This window comes from Larkinella terrae (assembly GCF_009668025.1).
Classification (GTDB): Bacteria; Bacteroidota; Bacteroidia; order Cytophagales; family Spirosomataceae; genus Larkinella; species Larkinella terrae.
On record NZ_WJXZ01000002.1, the window covers coordinates 688,806 to 710,462 of the forward strand.

The following is a 21,657-nucleotide window of genomic DNA, read 5'->3' on the forward strand; positions in this document are numbered from 1 at the left end:
GCATAGAAAGAAACCCCGATCAAATTGGTCGGGGTTTTTATTTTTAAAGACTATGGATGTTGGCGAAAAACCGCTCCAGTTTTTCGGGATCCAGCTTTCCGTTCGTCCGAACACCGTTGCAGATATCGAGTCCGAACGGTTGCACGGTGTCGATGGCCTGTCGGACATTCTCCGGATTGAGGCCGCCCGCCAGAAAAACCGGCACCCGGCTTTGTTCCACAATCCGGCGACTCAGCGTCCAGTCGTGTCGGCGGCCCGTTCCGCCGAGTTCTTTCACCGCCAGTTTTGGATTCCCCGAATCGAGCAGTAACGCATCCGCTTCTTCGGCCGACGCCAGCGCTTCGTCGATGCTGAGTTCGTCGAGCACGTGGATCACCTGCACCAGTTTGATACCCGGTAAAGCCGCCCGTAAAAGCCGGTAACTTCCTGAAGGTAAGCCGTCAACAAGCTGAATCGTATTGGTGAAAACCCGCCGGTGGTGGTCGATAACCGCTTCGGCACCTGGCTCACTCGTCAGGAGGAAAGTAGCAATGGGGGGCGGTACGGTTTGCGCAATGGTTCGGATCAGCTCATCGCCGATGACACCCGGTCCGCTGGGCATTTTCCCCACCAAACCCACCGCCGACGCACCGGCACCTACCGCCATCCGGGCTTCTTCCACGCTGCTGATGCAGCAGATTTTAACGTGCATGTCGAAGGTAATTTTCGGGTTGAACGATAAAAATTGCAAAATAATGAACAAAGAATTTATAGTTTGCCTTACTAATCAAGAGAGTTCTGGTTCAACAGTTATTTTTGCGGTATGAATACAACGAATGATCCATACGCGGCCCTTCGTTACCCTGAGTTTCGCTTTTTTGCCGCCAATAGTTTCCTGATTACGGCCACGCTTTTGATTCAGGAAGTTATTCTGGGGTATGAATTATACAAAATGACGCACGATCCGCTGGCGCTGGGTCTGGTTGGGCTGGCCGAAGCGCTGCCGTTCATCTCCTTATCGCTTTTTGGTGGTCACGTGGCCGACCGGCGTGAAAAACGGTCAATTCTGCAAATCAGTTTATCGGTCATCATCTTCGGTTCCATCATTCTGTACCTCGTATTTCAGCCGTCGGTGGTGGCGCATCTGTCGAAAACCGCGCAACTGGTTGTGATTTACGGCGTTTTTGTGCTGATCGGAACGGCGAAGGGATTTTATTCGCCCACCAGTTCGTCGCTGAAACCGTTTCTGGTGCCGCGCGAGTTATACGCCAATTCCTCGACCTGGAGCGGTTCGTTCTGGCAGGCTGGTGCCATTGCCGGGCCGGGCATTGCCGGTTTTCTCTACGTCTGGCTGGGCCTGGACAATTCGCTGCTGGTGGTGATCGGACTGTTACTCATCTGTCTGGTATTGCTGTCGTTCATCAAGAAAAAACCGGTTCCGGTTATGGAAGGCCCGCAGGACAGTCTGTGGAACAGTCTGCGCGAAGGCATCCGGTTTGTGTTCAAAACCAAGATCATTCTCTATTCTATTTCGCTGGATTTGTTTTCGGTTTTGTTCGGTGGCGTGGTGGCTATGTTGCCCATCTTTGCTGAAGACATTCTGAAAGTCGGTGCGCAGGGCCTGGGCGTTCTGCGGGCTGCTCCGGCCATTGGTGCCATCGGGACGATGATCCTCCTGACCCGGTTTCCACCCACGCACAACGCCTGGCGCAACATGCTGATTGCGGTATTGGGCTTCGGCATTTTCACGCTGGTTTTCGCTTTCTCGACCAACTTTTTGCTGTCGGTTTTTGCCCTGTTTGTGACGGGTGCGTTCGACAGCGTCAGCGTAGTGATCCGGAACACGGTTTTACAAATTTTTCCGCCCGACCACATGCGGGGGCGGGTGGCGTCGGTCAACGGTATTTTTGTCAGTTCGTCGAACGAAATTGGCGCTTTTGAATCCGGCGTGGCCGCCCGGCTGCTGGGCGTGGTGCCATCGGTGGCGCTGGGCGGAGTTGTTACGCTGATTGTGGTGGCGTATGTGTATTACAATTCCAAGGAATTGTTCGCGGTTCGTTTGAGTTAAAACCTATTGCCTGTCAAACCGGTTAAGCCGTTGGAATAACGGCAGCGGTGTCGTTACTTACTACGTAAAACCGTAAATTCATCTGCTATCGAATCATGCGTCTACTAAACCTGCTTTTAGGCGGCAGTTTGCTGCTGTTCATCACTTTGTCGGCGTTTGAATCGCCCAAAAAAGAAAAGAAATTAGTAAAAGTCTGGGAAACCGATTCCACCTTGCGGACGCCCGAATCCGTGCTGTACGACCCGAAAGGGGATGTTTTATACGTTGCCAATATCTCCGGCAAATCCGATTCGCTGGATGGCGACGGTTTTATTTCGAAAGTATCGCTCGACGGCAAAATTGAAAGCATCAAGTGGACCACCGGCCTGAATGCGCCCAAAGGCATGGGAATCCACAAAAACCGCCTGTATGTAACGGATGTTTACCGGCTGGTAGCTATTAACCTGAGCAATGGGCAGGCCGAGCAAACCTGGGATGCGATTGATAAAAAGGCGTTTTTGAACGACGTAACGATCGACAAAGACGGGACGGTTTATGTGTCGGACAACCGCAACAACAAGATTTACCGCCTGAAAGACAGCAAGTGGGACGTTTGGGTCGATGGCGGGGAAATTAATAATCCGAACGGTTTACTGGCGGTTGGCACGAAAAAACTGATGGTGGGCAGCACCAAAATCGGCGCATTGCAGGCGATGGACGTCGAAACCAAAGCCCTGACGAAACTGGCCGACGGCATGGCCAACACCGACGGTATTGTGGCGGTTAAAAAAGATTTCATCGTCTCCGACTGGAATGGCCGCCTTTTCTACATCACGGCCGATGGCCAGCAGCAGTTGTTACTCGACACCCGGAAAGAAAAAGTAAATGCCGCCGATATCACCTACGTTCCCGGCAAAAAACTACTGGTCGTACCGACGTTTTTAAAGAATAAACTGGTAGCGTATCGGCTTGAATAAGCGATTATAAAAAGGAGGTTCTAATACGAAATAGAATTTTTAAAGTCCCAGCGGGACGTACTATTTGTAGAAAATCGGTGGCTTTTGACCTATCAGCGTGCCGGAAGTACGTTCGGTTACGTACCTCCGGCACGCTGGCAATTTTGGGCAGTTTTTTTGCTACAAAGATTTCATCCCTACGGGATTTTATTGACTGATAATCAGCAGCATAATCTTGCAGTTTACGCTGGTTTAATACAGAATTCCTTCTTCTTCCAATAATTTTTTGACATTCAGAACACAGCCTTCCAGAATTGGAACATCGTTGCTCCAGTCAGTAAAAATCCAGTCCTGATTGGGAACGGCGACAAACACCCGGCGCGGTTTGCTCAATACCCAAAACACTTTTTCAACGCCAAAATCAAATAACCGCTGCGTTTTCTCGGCGATGTATTCCATTTCAGCGCCGGGCCGTTCGCTTACGTCGGCTTTAATGTCCACTTCGATGACGACTTTGGGAGGAGTGTTGAAATATTGGGTCGTTAGTTGAAACGTGCCTTTCTCGTAAATAGCAATGTCGGCTGCCAGATTATCGTTATTTCCAATGTGAAGACCCGCTTCATTAGTGAAAGGAACATATCGTTCTTTATCCCGATTGTTGAGGATAAAACCATAAATGAACGATACCAAAAACGATTGAAGCGAACTACTTCCCATAATAGCATTTCGATCAATTTTACCCGCGAGTACATCGCGGTAGCCCCGATAATAAACCGGTTGACCATTCAGGACTTCGTAAATCAAATACGAAGGCACCTGTGGTGTTTCCGGTTTTGGTTGTACGGTTTCTTCAGTTACTACCATAATCGTTAAGCAGAATTGATAAACAATGTAAGCATTTTTTCAAAGAAATTAATGCGTTGCAGACAAGAGCTGCTTAATGGCAATCTCTACACTCTCCGCACCAAATCCCTGCATATTTAAATCCATATGCTTCACAATCTGATCGTTACCCAGATTCCCGATGCTGCCTTCGTGGGTGTGGTGTAATTCGCGGGAAGCTTGATAGGTTCCGGTTTCCACTTCAGTTTTCACCACCAGATAGGCTTCCCGGAACGGAACGCCCTGCAACACCAGTTCGTTGACGCGCTCGACGCTGAACATCAGGTCGTATTTCGGATCGTCCATCAGGTTGGGCTTCACCTGAATATTTTCCAGCATAAAATCCGTGATTTCCAGGCAGTCCAGGATTTCGTCAAAAGCGGGCATCAGAATTTCCTTCAAAATCTGCATATCGCGGTGGTAGCCCGACGGCAGGTTGCTCATGACCAGCGTCACCTCCATCGGCAGGGCTTTCAGGCGGTTGGTTTTGGCCCGGAGCAGTTCGGCCACATCGGGGTTTTTCTTGTGCGGCATGATGCTCGAACCGGTCGTCAGAGCGTCGGGTAGCGTCAGAAAACCGAAATTCTGGCTATTATACAGGCAGATGTCCATCGCCATCCGCGAGAGTGTGGCGGCCACGGCCGCCAATGCCGTCAGGGCGGTTTGTTCGGTTTTCCCGCGACTCATCTGCGCGTACACTACATTGACATGCATGCCTTCAAAACCCAGCAATTCGGTGGTCAGCGTCCGGTTGAGCGGAAACGATGAGCCATAACCTGCGCCCGAACCGAGCGGATTGCGATTGGCAAACCGGTAGGCAGTCTGGAGCAGCAGCATATCGTCGGCCAGGGCTTCGGCATACGCGCCAAACCACAACCCGAACGACGACGGCATGGCGATTTGCAGGTGCGTATAGCCCGGCAATAAATCGGCTTTGTGCTGTTCCGAACGGGCAATCAGCCGGTCAAAAACCCGCCGAACGGCTTCGGTTACTTTCCAGAGCCGGTCGCGGGTAAACAGTTTCAGATCAACCAGCACCTGATCGTTCCGCGACCGCCCGCTGTGAATTTTCTTGCCAATATCGCCCAGCTTTCGGGTGAGCATCAACTCTACCTGCGAATGAACGTCTTCCACGCCCTCCTCAATCACAAAATCGCCCGCTTCAATTTGCTGATAAATACGTTTTAATTCATCCTTCAACATTCCTAATTCATCATTCGAAATGAGGCCGATGGTTTCGAGCATCGTTGCGTGGGCGAGGTTGCCCAAAACGTCGAAAGGAGCGAGGTATAAATCCATTTCGCGGTCACGCCCAACCGTAAACCGTTCAATTTTAGCGGCCGCCGTGGACTCGGCCGCCGAGGATTCGCTGCCGGTATTTTCTTTTTGCCAGAGTTTCAAGATCAGAAGGAAATAAGTGGAAAGCCGCAAAATTAAGCGGTTTTTAGTAGATTTTTTAAAAACAGGCGCGTTATGGAAGCGGGCTTCACAAAACGCTGCCGACCAGGGCGGTTTTCTTTACCTGCCGGGCGATCCACCAGAACAGGCTGGCCGAAACCAGACAAAGACCCATGACCACTACCCAAAGCATCGGAAAACCGGCCCAGGCCACCACCTGCGAGCCAATGGCCGGGGCCGTAATCTGGGCAACGGCGTAGGCCATTGAATACAAGGCCAAATATTGCCCCCGGTTTTGTGCAGTAGCCCGTTCCACCGTGAACGACTGCATAAAAGGCATCGACAGCATCTCGCCGAAAGTGTTGATAAACACCGAGATAACCGCCAGAAACGGCCAGATTCCGGCATTCAGCAGCAGGTATGACAAGCCAACGAGCAGGGCACCAAAGCCAATAATGGTCCCTTTTTGGCGGGCATATCGTTTTTCGACGGCAAACACCAGCGCCATTTCGGTAAACACAATCATCAGGCCGTTCATGGTCATCAGCAACCCGATTTCGGTTTCTTTCAGGTGCAAAATCTGTTTGAAATACAGCGGAGCCATGCTGAATAATTGCCAGAATCCAATGGCAAACAAAACCGTAGCGCCCACAAAAATCAGGAACAACGAATCCCGGTACGCCGACGAGCTTCCTTCGGTGGGCAGCCCGGTTTCGGGAGTGGCCGCCACGGATCGGTCAGGAACCGGTAAATAGGCCCGCAAAACGCCCGCAGCCAGGATGCAAGTCAGGCCATCGACCCAGAACAAAAGCCGGTAGTCGATGCTCGCCAGGTAGCCGCCCAAACCGCCCCCGAGCGACCAGCCGAGGTTGATCGCCAGTCGATTGAGCGAATAAGCCCGGGTGCGGTTTTCGGGAACGCTGTAATACGCGATGGCCGACGAAACCGCCGGACGAAACGCGTCGCCCAGCAGCGTGTAGACGAACACCACCCCGCACATGGTGTAGAAATGGTGCGCGAACTGTAAGAAAATCAGGAAGAAACCAGAAATCAGCAGGCTAAAAAACTGAACCGGATAGAAACCGAACTGATCGGAAAGACGGCCACCGAGGAACGTACCGAACAGCGCCCCCGCGCCGTAAACTGTCATCACCAGACCGGCTTCCGTGACGCTGTAATGCAGATGCTGCGTCAGGTAGAGCGTCAGATACGGCAACACCATCGTGCCGGAGCGGTTGATGAGCATGACTCCGCCCAGCAACCACACCGGCACGGGTAATCCCCGGTACGCATCCCGATACAAACGTAGACTACGGCCAATCATGACCGCAAAGGTCAAGGGTTGGCGGGGAATAAAAAAGAAGGATTGCGTATCCGGCCGCGATAATTATTTCTTCGCCAGCTCCTGCAGGCGGATGTTGCGCCAGCGCACCTCCATCGGCCGCTGCACTTTGGTGCCGTGTACCTGGAGGGCAATAAAACCGCTCGTGGCCAGCGTGTCGGTGTAGTCGGTGGTCTGGACGCCGTTCAGGAAGATTTTGACTTTTTTACCCAACGCTTCGATCCGGTATTTGTTCCAGTCAAACTTTTTGAAGGCTTTTTGCCCCGTCGGATTGTTTTTCAGATCGACCAGCCAGCCGCGCCGGGCTTCGTCGTATAAACCGCCACTCCAGGCGCGGGCCGCCGGGTCGATCTCGGCCTGATACCCGTGAACGCGGCCGTTTTTGAAATCCGGGCGACTTTCACTCCGGAACTGAATCCCGGAATTCATCCCCGTGTCGACTTTTACTTCCAGTTCCAGAATGAAATCGTCGTAGTTTTTATCGGTACAGAGGAAGGTATTCTGAGATCCGGGTTTTGAAATGCCGACCACTTCGCCGTTCTCGACGCGGTAGTCGTTTTTGACCTGCTCCCCGCGAATCGTCCAGCCGGTGAAGTCTTTCCCGTTGAAGAGCCTGACCCATTTTTCTTTCTGAAAGGAGCAGAAAACGAGCGTAATCGAGAGCGCGACGAGGAGTTTTTTCATGAGTTTTAAAAAGGATTGTTTCTCCGCTAAACTCTGCGAAACAACTTTTTTACTCACTCCGGATTCACAAAAATCTTCGGATCGGAGATTAATGCGCGGTGTTCTTCCAGAAACTGCTTGAAAAGCCTGATCTCTTCGAGCTGTTTTTCAATGGGATGCGTCAGTGAATAGCTCTCGACGTACACCTCCTTAAAATCCGTGATTAAATATTCCATCAACCGGATACCGCGTTTTTTCAGCGCGTGGAGGTATAGGTTCTGGTGGTTAAACGCAAACCGGGGGTGTTGGTACGAAGCGGTGGTTTTGATATCGACGGCTTTGAATTTCCCGATCAGATCGACGTAGCCATAGAACAGCACGTCGTCGATCTCGTATTGGCAGTACACCTGGGTTTCAACGATGGGCCGGGGCAGGTGACGGCGGAATTTTTCGAGAATGTCCGGGCTAAACCGCTCCTCTTCCTCCCCTTTGATAACGGCATCTTCAAACCGCACCCCGCGTTCCTGCGCCACCGTGGCCGGTGCCGGAACCCGGTTGATGGTATCGAGCAATTGTTGCATCGTGAAGTTGCCCCCGGACAAGTAGCGGGAAAAAGTGTTCAGCAGGGTCGGATAAAAGCGGTATTTGATCATGGTAACCAGGGAACACGGTTTGCCACCGGAATTGTTCACGGGCGGCTAATTCTTCACCACCAGCACCACACCCAGAATGATCAGCAGAACGCCCATCAGTCGCCAGATGGTCAGGCCGTGTTCCTTAAAACCGAGCAAACCGTAATGATCAAGAATAACAGCCGCCAGCAACTGACCCGCGACGCTCAGGCTGAGGAGGTTACCCGCCCCGATGCGCGGTACGGTAATGATCACCGTCGTGACGTAAATCGCTCCCAGCAAACCGCCGGTCCATTTCCACCAGCTGATATCGCGCACGGCGTCGTAGGTGGGAACGGGCGCTCGGAGGGCCAGACTCATCACTGTCAGGACCACAAAACCGGAGCCGAATGAGATGAGTGCCGCCTGAATGGGATGGGCCAGCGCCTGCCGCAATTGGGAGTTAACGCCCGATTGTACGCTCGTCGCAATTCCAACCAGAAAGGCAAAAATGAAGTAAAGAATATTCATAAATGAAATGATGAATGATGAACGATGAATTATGAACGGGCTGGCGCAAGTAATCCATCATTCATAATCCATCATTCATAATTTTTAAGGCACATAAGATTCCAGGACCGTCATGTCGCCGTCGGGGAGGAGCGTGACTTGTTTGGCTGTGGCCGGGAGTAACGCACACTGGCCCATTTTCAGCGGAATCCGGTGGCCGTCACCGGTTTCGATCGTGAGTGAACCGCCTACGCAAACCAGGATGACAAACGAGTCCAGGTGGCTGTAATCGTGCAGCACTTCCTGATCGAAATTCAGGACGTTAGTGACAAAATAATCACTCGTGACGGCGTTGACGCTCGCATTCGGCTGCGGATCGTACTGCGTTTTGTAGTGATCGTAATGCTGGTAATTGATGGCGTCGACGGCCAGTTCGGTATGAAGTTCGCGTTTCTGTCCTTTGTCGTCGGTGCGGTCAAAGTCGTAAATCCGGTACGTAATGTCGGACGTTTGCTGGATTTCGGCCAGCAAAATGCCTTTGCCAATGTAGTGAACCCGTCCGGCGGGCAAAAAGAACACGTCTCCAGCGCTGACCGGTTCGATGTTCAGCAACTCCATTAAAGTATTATCGGCAACGGCTTTTACGTACTCGTTTTTCGTTACTTCCCGATTGAAGCCGGAGTTCAGCGTGGCACCTTCATCGGCTTCGATGATGTACCACATTTCGGTTTTGCCGAAACTATTGTGTCGCTTTTTCGCCAGCTCGTCGTTCGGATGCACCTGGATCGAGAGGTCGTCGTTGGCGTCGATGAATTTCACCAGGAGCGGAAATTCGTTGCCAAACCGCTCGTAAACGTGTTTGCCGACCAGCTCTTCTTTGTATTTTTCCAGCAGTTCCTGCAAGGATTGGCCTTTCAACGGGCCTTCGGCTACAACCGAAATATTGCCCGCAACGCCCGAAATCTCCCACGTTTCTCCGCAGTTGGGCAGGGGTGCAAAGTCTTTGCCCAGTACGGTTTTTATTTTCTGACCGCCCCAGATTTTATCTTTGAAAATGGTTTCAAACGTAAGTGGATAAAGCATGGTTTACAGGATTTGTTCCAACATTCGAATATATAACTCAATTCCCTGCTCAATTTCCCGCAAATAAATAAATTCATCGGCGGTGTGCGATCGTTCGGAGTGGCCGGGGCCGCATTTCAATGACGGGCAATCCAGCAGTGCCTGATCGGAAGTCGTCGGCGAACCGTACGTTTCGCGTTTCAGGGCAATTCCGGCCAGCACAATCGGATGGTCGAGCGGAATGCTGGACGGTTTCAGCCGAATCGAGCGCGGCTGCACCGTCGAGCGGATGTTTTTCCGAATCGTTTCGATGATTTCTTCCAGCGTATACTGCTCCGTTGCCCGTACATCGACCGTAAAGGTGCAGGTGTCGGGCACGACGTTGTGCTGCGAACCGGCGTTGATGATGGTGACCGACAGTTTGACCGGCCCGAGCGTCGGCGACACTTTCGGGAACGGATTGCTTGTCAGCCATTCAATGTCTTTGATGGCGTAGTAAATCGCGTTATCCCCTTCGTCGCGGGCGGCATGACCGGATTTGCCTTTGGCCGTACAGTCGAGTACCAGCAGCCCTTTCTCAGCTACGGCGAGGTGCATTTGGGTGGGTTCGCCCACGATGGCAAAGTCGATGGGCGGCAGTTCCGGCAGGATCAGTTCCAGCCCTTCGCGCCCGGATATTTCTTCTTCGGCCGTAGCCGCCATGACGATGTTATACGCTAGGTCTTTTTTGTCGTAAAAATGGCAAAACGTGCCGATCAGCGACACCAGACAGCCTCCGGCGTCATTGCTGCCCAAACCGTAGAGCTTTCCTTCACGCTCGATGGGCTGAAAGGGATCGAGCGTCCACGACGCATTGGGCTTGACGGTATCGTGGTGCGAGTTGAGGAGCAGAGTCGGTTTGGCGGGGTCAAAAAACCGGTTGTGGGTCCAGACGTTATTTTTCGTCCGTTTATAGGGAATGCTCCGCTGGCGGAAAAACTGCTCGATGATCTGGGCGGTACGGTCTTCTTCCCGGCTGAGCGAAGGCGTTGCGATCAGCCGCTTCAGCAGGTCGATGGCCGACTCGGTTTGGGTTTCCAGGGAGTACGCCGTCAGTTGTTTCGACTTGGCACCTCCCGACCTGGGGACGTTATTCTTCATAATATTTTATTCTCAAATCTCGCAGGAACTTCTTGATAATGTCAACGTGAACACACTGCCCAACGTTCAGAAAGGGGTAGTTCGATACGCGGGTCTGGCGGCCGTTGACAATTACGTTGTGGTCTTCGATGTCGAAACCGAGGTGCAGATGGCGGGTTGAGCTTTGCATGCCGTAAATGACGCCGTTGGTATCGAAAAGCGGTCCGCCACTTTGTCCCCGCAAACCGGGCGTACTCATCTCAACGCCAACAATTTCGCCGTTCTCGGCCCGCAGGCGCGTCACGATGCCATCGATGGGAAAGCGGGGCGTGTTGCTGCGTCCTTCGGTGGTCCACTCGATGTCGTCGGTTTCGGGGTTAAAGCGGTAATTGGTGAATTCCGGGAACGGATACCCTAACCGGCATAAACTACGGCCCTGCTTAATTTTGCTGCTGTCGCGCAGAAAAACCGCATACGAGTTGTACTTAACCTGGTTATATCCCTTGAACTGAATCACGGCCAGATCCTGCGTGGCGTGAAAATGGTACGTTATTTCCGTGAACTGATCGACCGAATTGACAAACTGGTTTTTAACCCGAATGATACTTTCCTGACGCAGATTGTACTTTTTTTCCAGCTCTTCCAATCGCCGGGTCTGGTTTTTATCACGAGGTATCGAACGGCGTTCCCCCTGAAACTTGACATAGTTTTGGTGGATGTTGTCAGAATTGATCAATTGTTCGGCAACGTGTTTGCAGGTGATGGCGCAAGCCAGTTCGTTCACGAAAAACATGGTTGAACAGGCCGGAATAACTTCGCTGCTACCATACCGCCGGACAATCGATACTATAGGACGCACAAAAGGGTCGACCCGCTCAATGGCTTCAACAAACATAATCTCGGTGGTAAAACAAGCACGCAAGATAACAAATCCAATGATTGATCGGACGGGCGATGCGAATTCCGGACCTCAGCAGCCCAACAATTGCGTGTTTTTACCGGAATCGCATGGCATGAACGCCGACGCACGCCGGGTCGATCGGTGGCGTTTATAACAGTTCCGATTTTTTGTCCAGTAACGTCAGAAAACCTTCAAATTTTTCCCGATAAGAGGCACCGAGCGGAATTTTTGTTGAGCCAACAAATATATTCCGATAATTGTAACTATTGATTTTTGATAAATTAATCAGGTAAGACTTATGAATTCGGAGGAATTTCTGGGCGGGTAACAGGTTTTCAAGGTGTGAAATGATTTCGTTGACCACAACGACTTTCTGGTTGATAAATACTTTGCAATACGTACCAAAGGCCTGTATATAATCAATGGCGTCGAAATCGAACCGTTGCATGGAATGGCCCACCTTCAGAAAAGCGAACTGTTCCGCGGTCAGACTGTTTTGGGCAACCTGAATGTCCAGGGCCCGGTTAATCGCCCGGGTTAACCGACTGAAAGAGTACGGTTTGAGCAAGTAATCCACCACGTTGAGATCGAAACTTTCAACCGCGTATTCCGAGTGCGCACTGGTGACGATAACTGCCAGCGGTTTGGGAAAGGAACGTAACAGATCGAGTCCGGTTTGGTCGGGGAGGTTAATATCCAGAAAGATAAGGTCGAAATGCTGCTGCTGCAAGGCGGTCATGGCCTCTCCGGCGGTGCCACAAATTTGGGGAGGCATAAAGAACGGCAGCCGGGAAAGGTACTCCACCAGAATGGATACGGCAGCATCGGAATCGTCTACAATCAGACATTGACGATATTTCATAAGGACGTAGTAAAGGTGAATCCGACAGAGAGAAAAATGTTACTCAGAACTGATACGATGGTAAATATAAATAAACATGTTGTTTGCTCAAAGAACATGCTAGTTATCGTAGCTTATTTTACTCTTAAACGTGTTTGTGGAACATTCATGCACTGCTGAGTCTGGTTCGGAATATAATTATTGATTTTCAGGCCACTTAATTTATTCGGCCCCTCTTCTTATTAGTTAATGAGTGAAAAAGCAGGTATTTATACTCTGTTTAATCCAGTTTATACCGTTATTCTAATCATTGATATGATTATCATATATCAACACGCTATCTGGCGGGAAAATTGTATTTAACAATCATGTAAAACTGGTAACATCGCAGTTTATTCCGGTCTGGCAAATCCGCTAAAAGCATCCAGCGTATAGCATGACCGTTGTCCGGCCAGGATTAGCCTGTTCTACCAGATCGACTTAACCAGAAATCACATTAGTTAAACCTTCTCTGCCTGATGAAACGTGTACTAAAAGATGAAGAATTGATCGGCTCTTACCTAAACTCTCGTCGCGGGGATTGTTTGGAGGCTTTATACAAGCGCTACGTGCATAAAGTGTACGGCAGTTGCCTGACGTTTACGCGCGACCCAATTAAGGCGGAAGACTACACGCATGACATTTTTCTACAGGTTTTTATCAAAATTGACCAGTTTCAGGGGCGATCCGCTTTTTCGACCTGGCTATTTTCCATTTCGCAGAACTATTGCCGTCAGAAAATTCGGGTCGCCAACCGGATGGATGTCATTGCGATGGATGAGGTGGATATCGACAACCTGCCCGATCAGGATGGCAGCGATACCGGGCATGTGATGCTGAACCAACTGGCGATGGTAATGGAAACTATTTCGCCGGATCGGGCGGCTTTGCTTCAACTCAAGTACGTGGAAAACATTGATGTAACGGATATTGCGCGGCAGTATAACATCAATAACAGCGCGGTGAAAATGCGTTTAAAACGGACGCGCGATCAGGTCGTTGACACCTACAAAAAGCAGTTTATGGCGGACTGATTTACTGTATTATTACTCATCAGTCTCGTTATTTTTACCAAAAATTAACCAAATATCTTCATAAATTTTTACGGAGGGTTCCTGACCGGGTCGAAAACCGGGGGTAGGAGCCCTCTGTGCCATTTATAGTGCCGGAATTGCCGGTTAGGGCAGTGCTTTTTCAAACCGCTCATACACCTGCCGGTAACGCCGGTGGCACTCGGCATCGGGTTCGAAGGTCCGGCCAAAACCAACGTGGCGCGTTGCTTCAACCAGCGACGAAACCTGCCCAGCCGCTTTCATAGCTAATAGAATGGCACCGATCGCTCCGCTTTCGTTGCTCTCGTTGAGCCGGACCGGAACACCAAAAATGTCGGCCATCATCTGCACCCAAAACTCGGATTGGGCAAAACCGCCGTTGGCGTGAATAACCTTCGTCGGGCCGGTATGCCGCGATAAAATGCGTTCGATGCGGAGTAAATTGAACAGGACGCCTTCCAGGGCGGCCCGGACAAAATGCGCCCGGCCGTGTTGCCAGTCAACGTTCAGGTACGACCCGCGAACGCTGGCATCCCAGAGGGGCGCCCGCTCGCCCTGCAAATACGGCAAAAACAGCAGATCGTCGGAACCGGGAGCGACGGTAGCGGCTTCGGCGAGCACGGCGGAAGTTTCGGATTGCGTTAGTTTTTCCGACACCCACTGCAGGACGTTGGCGCCGTTGTTGGTGGGTCCGCCCACGACGTAATAATTTTTATCGGTCGGATCACTTACGTTCAGAATGTAGCTGAATAAACGACCTTTTTCGTCCCGCAGAGGCCGTTGCGATGTTCGGCGAATGGCCCCGCTCGTTCCGATCGTGATCGTTGTAATGCCCGCTTCGATGGCTCCGGCGCCCAGATTGGCCAGACAACCATCCGACGCGCCAATGTAGAGTTTGGCATTCGCCAGCCCGTTGGTGATTGCATCGGGTAAATCCGGATTGCTTAACGTTCCGGCGTACGTAGTTGGAACCGGTTCCGACAATTGTTCGATCCGTACACCGGCAAATTCGAGCGCGGGCGCATACCATTTCTTTCCCGAACTGTCGAAAAGACCGGTGGCGGTGGCAATCGAATAATCGATCTGATACTTTCCGGTCAGCTTGTGCCAGATGTATTCTTTGATCGAAATCCAGCCGGTGGCCCGGCGCAGAAACCGCAGGTTCGTTTCCCGAAACCAGGCGAGTTTGCAGAGCGGAATCATCGGGTGCAGGGGCGTACCGGTTTTTTGGTAAATGTCCTTGCCCAGATCGGCCTGGTCGCTTCGCAGCGATGCCGCCTGTTGTTCGGCCCGGTTATCCGACCACAAAATGGCGTTGGTGAGCGGTTTCCCGGTCGTGTCGACCGCCAGAATGCTGTGCATGGCCGAGCTGATGCCAACGGCCTCAATCTGCCCGTTTTCCTGAGCAACTTCCCGGCAAACCTCTTCCAGGACATTGACTAAATGCATCCAGACATCGTCCGGGGCCTGTTCGGCGTATCCCGGTTGGGGATGAAGGGTTGTCAAGGGAGCCGACGCCTGAGCGACAATCTGCCCGGTTTCCGGTTGAAAGGCGAGAACTTTAACGTTGGTTGTGCCGATATCGACGCCGAGAATGCAATTCATGGGAATAAGGTACAGCTAGTGCCGTGCAAAGAAAGAGGAAAAAGTGATATTGCGTCTGTAAAAGCTCGAACGGACTGACCTCGATTTTTGAAAAACAGGCGGTTTTGTGATAAATTTGTTGTGCCTTTTATTATAATATGTCTTTTAATAGATCAATTTCAGCGGTCGTTTTTTTCTTTTTTGTCGGCTTTTTACTGGCCTGCCAGCAGAAGTCCGCAACCCCAACGGAACCGTCCGGCCTGAGCGGTCAGGAACTTGCCCAAACCTATTGCAAAACGTGCCACGCTTTTCCTGCACCGGATTTGTTGGAAAAACGCATCTGGAAACAGAAGGTTTTGCCGCAAATGGCGCTGCGAATGGGCTTTTCGGCCGATTCGCTCTCGCCTTTCCGGCAAATGAGCAATCCGGACGAAATTCAGCGGGTTTTGGCCTCCGGCACTTTTTTGAATACGCCGATGCTGCATCCCGATGACTGGGAAAAAATCTCGGATTATTACCTCAAAAATGCTCCGGATAAACCGTTGCCTCAAGCGCCCAAGCCGCCGGTTTCGTACGATTTACCGCTTTTTCGCGTCCGTAAACCGGCCCAGGCGGTCGATAATCTGGTGACTTTCCTGAAGTACGAGCCGGTGAGTCGGCGAATTGCGGCAGGCAGCCGGCGCGGTCAGTTGTTTTTTCTGAACAACGAACTGCAAAAAGTGGATTCGGTGGTGACCTTCAGTGCGCCTTCGAGTCTGCGAACCCGAAAAGACGGCAGCCTTGACGTGCTGACGATGGGGACGATGGATCCGAACGATCTGGCAAACGGCGAACTGCTGCATATTGACCGGAATCCGGCGACGAAAAAGATTGAACGCTCCGCCTTGCTGAAACGGCTGCAGCGTCCGGTCGAAGCGACGTATGCCGACCTGAATGGCGACGGAAAAGAGGATATTCTGGTGTGTCAGTTTGGGTTTTACGCCGGGCAGTTGACCTGGTTTGAAAACGCGGGCTCAACCTACATCGAACACATTCTGGAACCCGTGCCGGGGGCCATTCATACCGTGGTGACCGATATGAACGGCGATGGCCGGGTCGACATTGTGGTCTTATTGTCGCAAAGCGACGAGCAGGTGGCCATTTTCAACAACGAAGCCGGGGGGCGTTTCTGGAAAAAAACCGTCCTGCGGTTTCCACCGGTTTTCGGCTCCAGCTACCTGGATGTCGTTGATTTTGACAAAGATGGCGATATGGATCTGCTCTACACCAACGGCGACAATGCCGATTACTCCAACTCCCTGAAGAAGTACCACGGCATCCGGCTTTTCCGGAATGACGGTAATTTCAGGTTCCGGCAGCAGTGGTTTTATCCCATGCACGGCGCAACGAAAGCGCTGGCCCGCGACTTCGACGGCGACGGCGATCTGGACGTAGCGGGCATTGCCTTCTATCCGGATTTTTCCAGCAAACGGGCCGAGAATTTTGTGTATCTGGAAAACCGCGGCAACAATCGGTTCCGCCCTAAATCATTTCCGGAAGCAGATCTGGGGGCCTGGCTGACCATGGATGCCGCCGATGTGGATCAGGACGGGGACGAGGATATTCTGCTGGGTTCGTTCGTATTCCGGGTAACGCCCACGCCGAAGGAACTGATCGAGCGCTGGCGAAAGTCGAAAGCGGGCATCATTTTGCTGGAAAACCGGACGAAAACCGCTAAGCCCTGAGTCGGCCTTCTTCGCGACTAATCACCAACTAAAAAGGGATTTCACGCGCGTGAAATCCCTTCCGAAAACCGGTTCGTTATCTGCTTACCACGAAATTGCCTTGAGTCGTACGCCCTGCGGATTTTCCGCGTCCGATAATTTGACAGCGGTTTTTCCACTTTCCACCTGGTAGTTCATGGTTTCCTGCTTGAGTTCATCCTTGCGGGCATCGCGGTTGATGTTACTCTTGGGCGCACAGGAATAGAAACCGCGGTAATTTCCGCTGGTGGGCGTAATCACAAACGAATGGTTGGCTTCGTTTACCTTCACGGTTCCTTTGAAAAACGTGTAGGCTTCCGTCCGGCAATTGTAGCTGGTGGTCGAATTAATCACGTATTCTTCGTAGGTGCCGTTGGCGTGAAATTCGAAGACCAGCGCCTGTTCATAAGCATTGCCGGTGTATTTGCCGGTATAATCCCAGAAATTTGTTGGCGAAAAAATACCGTAGGACCACTTCCCGACTAATTCGGCCGGGATGGTAGCTCCGGGCTTCGGATTGGGAGCGGACCCGTCGCCCGATGAATTTTCCGTGAGATCGACGTTTTCCGTTCCCCCTTTTTTGCAGGCCGCCGAAAGCAGCGCCAGCCCCAGCAGCGCCATAAAAACCATTCTCATCTTGTTCAATCGTTTTTGTTGTTGTTATTCTGATGTTCAGAACGGATGCAAAGCAAGGCAAGGGCACGGCGACAGCCTAAAGCCGTTCGTACCAAAAGGCAAAACCGGTACCTGAATTGCTGAAAACCGGAACTGAGCTGTTGAGCGGCAGTAAGTAACTTTGGGGCGTTTGTTTCTTTGTTTAAACAGCTTTGAAAAAATAGGAGCTGTTTCGCAGAGTTGAGCGGAGCAAAAGGAGTTAAGCGAAGTTATTTTTTCTCTGCTTAACTCCTTTTGCTCCGCTCAACTCTGCGAAACAGAAATTTACAGACACATGCGATATCTCCTTCTCACACTCAACCTCGTTCTTTTCACTTCCGCCATTGCCCAGCAACAGGTTGATGTCTGCGTCTACGGCGGAACATCCGGTGGGGTTATTGCGGCTTATACGGCCCGGAAAGCGGGTAAAACCGTCCTTCTGATCGAACCCGGCAAACACCTGGGCGGCATGACTTCCGGCGGCCTGGGCCTGACCGACATTGGCAATAAATACGCGATTACGGGCATTTCCCGCGCTTATTACCGGCGAATTGGGCAGCATTACGGCAAGTTTGAACAGTGGATTTTTGAGCCGCACGTTGCTGAAAAGTTGTTCAGGGAGTACGTCCGGCGCGGCAAGGTCGACGTACTGTTTTCGCACCGGCTGGTCAGCGTGAAGAAAACCGGCGGCACGATTCAGGAAATCGGGCTGGAAGATGCCGAAAAACCGTCGTCCAAACGCACGGTCCGGGCGAAGATGTTCATTGATTGTTCGTACGAAGGCGATCTGATGGCAAAAGCCGGTGTGTCCTACACGGTTGGGCGGGAGGATAATTCGAAATACAACGAAACCATCAGCGGAGTGCAATTGATGACCGGCCACCAACTTCCTGACGGCATCGATCCGTATAAAACGCCCGGGAACCCCGAATCTGGCTTGCTCTGGGGCGTCAGCCCGGCAAAACTGGAACCCAACGGAACGGGTGATACCAAAGTACAGGCGTATAATTACCGCATTTGTCTGTCGTCCGACCCGGCCAATCAGGTGCCGATTACGCGCCCGGCGGGTTACGATTCCACCAACTACGAACTGCTCGTCCGGCTGATCAATGCGCAACCGCAGAAACGCACGCTCAACGACTATTTCATCTGGAGCGGCATGCCCAACAAAAAAACCGACATTAACAACCGGAACGGTTTTTCGACCGATATGATCGGCATGAATTACGAATATCCCGATGGAAGCTACGACAAGCGGGCGCAGATCATTCGCCAGCACGAGCTCTATACCAAGGGCTTACTCTATTTCTTCGGTCACGACGCACGGGTGCCGCAGGAGCTTCGCGACCAAATGCTGAAGTGGGGTTACCCCAAAGACGAGTACACGGATACCGGCAACTGGTCACCGCAACTCTACATTCGGGAAGCGCGCCGGATGGTTGGGGCGTATGTAATGACGCAGGCCAATTGCCAGGGCAGGGAAGTGGTGACAGACGGCGTCGGGATGGCGGCTTACACGATGGATTCGCATAATATTCAGCGGATTGTGATTGAAAAAGACGGAAAGAAAATGGCGAAAAACGAAGGCAATGTGGAGGTCGGCGGTTTTGGGCCATATCCGATTTCGTACCGCGCCCTGATTCCCAAAGAAACCGAATGTCAGAACCTGCTGGTGCCGGTTTGCCTGTCGGCTACCCACATCGCTTACGGTTCGATTCGGATGGAACCGGTTTTTATGGTGCTGGGCCAATCGACCGCCCTGGCGGCCGTGATGGCGATTGATGCCAAAACCAGTGTGCAAAAAATAGACGTGACCAGACTCCAGCGCGAACTCAAAACCAATCCGCTGGGCGACGGCAGTACGCCCGAAATTCTGGTCGATAACGACGACAAATTGCGGGTGACTACCACCGGTTCGTGGCGGCTGGAGGACAAAAGCAAAGGCGGTTACGGGCCGTCGTATCTGGTCAATGAAGGCCAGGGCGGAGAAGCCGCGTCGGTGCGGTTTACGCCCGACGTTGCCAAAGCCGGGAAATACCGGATTTACACGTATTTTCCGCGTCTAGCCAAAAGCGCTTCCGAACTGGGCATTACGGTTTCAAACGGAACTGCAAAAAAAGTAATTCCGATTAAACCCGCTGATATTGTGGTCGTTGGGCAAACGTCGGGCGAATGGGTTGCGCTGGGTGAATACGATTTGCCCAAAGGCAAAACCGCTTCCGTCGAGATCGCGGTCAGGCAAACCGACGGGCCGGTCGTAGCCGATGCGGTTTTGTTCGTTCCTGCATTTTAACCGTTTTGCCTAACGCCAGTTTCTACCGATTCAACTGGCTGGGCAGCACGCCGTATTTTTTCTTGAAAGCCGCCGTGAAATGGTGCGGATTCTGGTAGCCAATGGCATCAGCGACTTCACCCACGGCTTTTTTGCCCTCGCACAGCAACCGCCGGGCTTCCGCCATGCGCAGGTCGTGCCAGTAACCAAACAGCGTGGTACCGTACACTTCCTTGAAACCGCGTTTGAGTTTGTAATCGTTCAGACCTACTTGGTGGGCAATCGAAAGGAGGGAACCGGGGGCCTGCAAATCGCCTTCCAGCAGGGCTTTGGCGGCTTCCAGCCGTTCGTGATCGCCCGTTTTCAGGCAGGTATCCCGCTCCGTGGGAACGTCGGTATTGAACTGCTCGAGTTGGAGCATGAACAATTCCAGCACTTTGGCTTCCAGAAAAAGCCGCTTCATCAGCCCGGTTTTCCGGCAGTCCATGATGTCCCGAATCAGAGCGTTCATCGCGGGCGTAATTGGCCGGTTATGCCGACTCAGCAGCGCGATTTCCCGCCGGGCCATCTGTTCGGCCATTCCCCGCATTAATTTCTCGTTACCGGCAATGAAACGATTAACATACGATTCGGAGAAATTAACTTCAAATAGTTGATTTTCAGTAGAGTCGATCTCGAACCGTCCTTCAAAACCGGGCGTATAAATCAGGTTGTGCTGTTGGTGGTTGTAGGTATGACCGCCCACCGAAGAACCCGTCAGTTGGGATCGGAAACTCCCGTGAAGACTAAAATGCATTTCCAGAACCGGCGTATCCATTTCCACCCTGATCCGCACCGGCTGATTCAGCGCAACCATTCCGTACGATAAATGAATGCCATCAAACCAGATTTGCGTTCGGCTGAAATTACCAAGCCGGTGATCCAGCTGAACATGACTCTCGCCGATGCCATTTTCGGCCGCAAATTCGGGGGGTAAATGCAATTCCAAAAGCACTTCCTGCACGTCGTCATCAGTCAGCCGCATCTGCATAAAAAAATCCGTTTACCGTTGATTGTCCTCCGCCTATCGTTGACGCGTTCGGTCAATCAGGGCGGATATTTGTGTGAAGATATACTTTATTTATAATAGTTCTAAATATGTGTCGTCTCCCAGGTCGGTATGAGCCCCAGTGCTCCGACAATTGAACCGAACGGGTCACTGCTTAAATCTTCGTTTTTATGCCAAAAATACCCAAAATGGTAGCGGATGCGATGGAATCCGTTTTCAAAAGCCTGATTCATTCCGTTGAAGTTCAGGAAATTGACTATATCCATCCTAAATTCAAGAAAATCGTTTTTGCCGGTGATAATCTGAAGGGATTGAAATACCGGCCGGGCTGGGAGATCGAAATCCGGGTCAGCGACACTGACTTCCGGCATTACACACCGTCGTTTTTCGACTCCGCCGAAGGAATCTGTGCGGTTTTGATTTACCTCCATGGCCTCGGCCCCGGCAGTGATTGGGCCGACAGCCTGCAACCGGGAAACCGGGTGAAGATGATCGGTCCGGGCCGGAAAATCGAGCTGGACACTTCCCACCAGAACTACGTATTTCTGGGTGACGAAACCACGATCGGACTGTTTCTGGAACTACAGCGCGGGCTGGCCCCGCACCAGAAAATGAACGGCGTTATTGAGGTCGATGCCTGTCTGGGGGAACTCCCGCGCATGGCCGGTCTGCGGCTGGATGCGGCCCAGCGAACGAAAAAACCGGGGGAAGCCCTGCTGGAATGGCTTGATATTAAGATCGATAACCTGCGCCAGTCGTTTTTTTATGTGTCGGGGCACGCCCAGACCATTCAGCAAGTCCGCCGGTATTTGAAAGAGCAGGGCGTTTCGTCCCGGCAAATCATCACGCGTCCGTACTGGGCCGATGGCAAAAGGGGACTGTAATTTCAAAAAAAGCGCACGGCAAGGGCTGTGCGCTTTTTCGGCTATAAACACTACACGAACAATAAATCAGA

At 51.9% G+C, this 21,657-nt stretch carries 20 protein-coding genes; 6 read left to right on the forward strand and 14 right to left on the reverse strand.

Features of this window, described 5'->3' with window-relative positions:
- Positions 1 to 43: 43 nt before the first annotated feature.
- A complete protein-coding gene (locus GJJ30_RS06840) occupies positions 44 to 691 on the reverse strand; it encodes a phosphoribosylanthranilate isomerase (RefSeq protein ID WP_154174390.1) in 648 nt (215 codons plus the stop codon).
- A gap of 111 nt (positions 692 to 802) precedes the next feature.
- Here GJJ30_RS06840 and GJJ30_RS06845 point away from each other — a divergent pair, with 111 nt between their 5' ends.
- Both GJJ30_RS06845 and GJJ30_RS06850 read left to right on the forward strand, forming a co-directional pair.
- Positions 803 to 2,047 carry an MFS transporter gene (locus GJJ30_RS06845; protein ID WP_154174391.1) on the forward strand — a complete coding sequence of 415 codons (1,245 nt, stop codon included), beginning with the start codon at positions 803 to 805 and terminating at the stop codon, positions 2,045 to 2,047.
- Positions 2,048 to 2,142: 95 nt separating this feature from the next.
- Complete coding sequence (locus GJJ30_RS06850) at positions 2,143 to 3,003, forward strand: SMP-30/gluconolactonase/LRE family protein (RefSeq protein WP_154174392.1); 861 nt, start codon at positions 2,143 to 2,145, stop codon at positions 3,001 to 3,003.
- A gap of 231 nt (positions 3,004 to 3,234) precedes the next feature.
- Here GJJ30_RS06850 and GJJ30_RS06855 read toward each other — a convergent pair whose 3' ends face one another.
- From GJJ30_RS06855 to GJJ30_RS06900, 10 genes are all read right to left on the reverse strand, one after another.
- Positions 3,235 to 3,846: a Uma2 family endonuclease gene (locus tag GJJ30_RS06855; protein WP_154174393.1), complete on the reverse strand. Its 612-nt coding sequence runs from the start codon at positions 3,844 to 3,846 to the stop codon at positions 3,235 to 3,237.
- A 48-nt stretch (positions 3,847 to 3,894) separates the two neighbouring features.
- Complete coding sequence (argH, locus tag GJJ30_RS06860; protein ID WP_438821594.1) at positions 3,895 to 5,265, reverse strand: argininosuccinate lyase; 1,371 nt, start codon at positions 5,263 to 5,265, stop codon at positions 3,895 to 3,897.
- 85 nt (positions 5,266 to 5,350) lie between these two features.
- The gene (locus tag GJJ30_RS06865) at positions 5,351 to 6,586 is read right to left on the reverse strand and encodes an MFS transporter (RefSeq protein ID WP_154174394.1); all 1,236 of its coding nucleotides are present in this window, start codon (positions 6,584 to 6,586) and stop codon (positions 5,351 to 5,353) included.
- Between the two features lie 63 nt (positions 6,587 to 6,649).
- On the reverse strand, positions 6,650 to 7,288 hold the full coding sequence (locus GJJ30_RS06870; protein WP_154174395.1) for a 3-keto-disaccharide hydrolase: 639 nt from the start codon (positions 7,286 to 7,288) through the stop codon (positions 6,650 to 6,652).
- Between the two features lie 53 nt (positions 7,289 to 7,341).
- Entirely contained in the window at positions 7,342 to 7,920 is a 579-nt protein-coding gene (locus tag GJJ30_RS06875) for a PD-(D/E)XK nuclease family protein (RefSeq protein ID WP_154174396.1), read from the reverse strand.
- A gap of 45 nt (positions 7,921 to 7,965) precedes the next feature.
- Complete coding sequence (locus GJJ30_RS06880; RefSeq protein WP_154174397.1) at positions 7,966 to 8,409, reverse strand: DMT family transporter; 444 nt, start codon at positions 8,407 to 8,409, stop codon at positions 7,966 to 7,968.
- A gap of 84 nt (positions 8,410 to 8,493) precedes the next feature.
- Positions 8,494 to 9,471 carry a type I phosphomannose isomerase catalytic subunit gene (locus GJJ30_RS06885; RefSeq protein WP_154174398.1) on the reverse strand — a complete coding sequence of 326 codons (978 nt, stop codon included), beginning with the start codon at positions 9,469 to 9,471 and terminating at the stop codon, positions 8,494 to 8,496.
- Between the two features lie 3 nt (positions 9,472 to 9,474).
- The gene (locus GJJ30_RS06890) at positions 9,475 to 10,590 is read right to left on the reverse strand and encodes a M20 family metallo-hydrolase (RefSeq protein ID WP_154174399.1); all 1,116 of its coding nucleotides are present in this window, start codon (positions 10,588 to 10,590) and stop codon (positions 9,475 to 9,477) included.
- Complete coding sequence (locus tag GJJ30_RS06895) at positions 10,580 to 11,464, reverse strand: trypsin-like peptidase domain-containing protein (RefSeq protein ID WP_154174400.1); 885 nt, start codon at positions 11,462 to 11,464, stop codon at positions 10,580 to 10,582. Before GJJ30_RS06895 ends, GJJ30_RS06890 begins: the two co-directional genes overlap by 11 nt.
- Before the next feature lie 154 nt (positions 11,465 to 11,618).
- On the reverse strand, positions 11,619 to 12,332 hold the full coding sequence (locus tag GJJ30_RS06900; protein ID WP_154174401.1) for a LytR/AlgR family response regulator transcription factor: 714 nt from the start codon (positions 12,330 to 12,332) through the stop codon (positions 11,619 to 11,621).
- Positions 12,333 to 12,829: 497 nt separating this feature from the next.
- On the opposite strand from GJJ30_RS06900, the gene GJJ30_RS06905 reads away from it, so the two are divergent.
- A complete protein-coding gene (locus tag GJJ30_RS06905) occupies positions 12,830 to 13,384 on the forward strand; it encodes an RNA polymerase sigma factor (RefSeq protein WP_154174402.1) in 555 nt (184 codons plus the stop codon).
- 144 nt (positions 13,385 to 13,528) lie between these two features.
- Here GJJ30_RS06905 and GJJ30_RS06910 read toward each other — a convergent pair whose 3' ends face one another.
- A complete protein-coding gene (locus GJJ30_RS06910; RefSeq protein WP_154174403.1) occupies positions 13,529 to 15,007 on the reverse strand; it encodes a gluconokinase in 1,479 nt (492 codons plus the stop codon).
- A gap of 137 nt (positions 15,008 to 15,144) precedes the next feature.
- Here GJJ30_RS06910 and GJJ30_RS06915 point away from each other — a divergent pair, with 137 nt between their 5' ends.
- A complete protein-coding gene (locus GJJ30_RS06915; protein ID WP_154174404.1) occupies positions 15,145 to 16,710 on the forward strand; it encodes an FG-GAP repeat domain-containing protein in 1,566 nt (521 codons plus the stop codon).
- Between the two features lie 84 nt (positions 16,711 to 16,794).
- Here the strand turns inward: GJJ30_RS06915 and GJJ30_RS06920 are convergent, their stop codons facing one another.
- On the reverse strand, positions 16,795 to 17,373 hold the full coding sequence (locus tag GJJ30_RS06920; protein ID WP_154174405.1) for a hypothetical protein: 579 nt from the start codon (positions 17,371 to 17,373) through the stop codon (positions 16,795 to 16,797).
- 304 nt (positions 17,374 to 17,677) lie between these two features.
- Between GJJ30_RS06920 and GJJ30_RS06925 the strand changes: the two genes are divergently transcribed.
- The gene (locus GJJ30_RS06925) at positions 17,678 to 19,675 is read left to right on the forward strand and encodes an FAD-dependent oxidoreductase (protein WP_154174406.1); all 1,998 of its coding nucleotides are present in this window, start codon (positions 17,678 to 17,680) and stop codon (positions 19,673 to 19,675) included.
- A gap of 22 nt (positions 19,676 to 19,697) precedes the next feature.
- Here the strand turns inward: GJJ30_RS06925 and GJJ30_RS06930 are convergent, their stop codons facing one another.
- Entirely contained in the window at positions 19,698 to 20,678 is a 981-nt protein-coding gene (locus GJJ30_RS06930) for a helix-turn-helix transcriptional regulator (protein WP_170299145.1), read from the reverse strand.
- A gap of 194 nt (positions 20,679 to 20,872) precedes the next feature.
- Here GJJ30_RS06930 and GJJ30_RS06935 point away from each other — a divergent pair, with 194 nt between their 5' ends.
- Positions 20,873 to 21,586, forward strand: a complete 714-nt coding sequence (locus GJJ30_RS06935; RefSeq protein WP_154174408.1) for a siderophore-interacting protein — start codon at positions 20,873 to 20,875, stop codon at positions 21,584 to 21,586.
- The last annotated feature ends 71 nt before the right edge of the window (positions 21,587 to 21,657 follow it).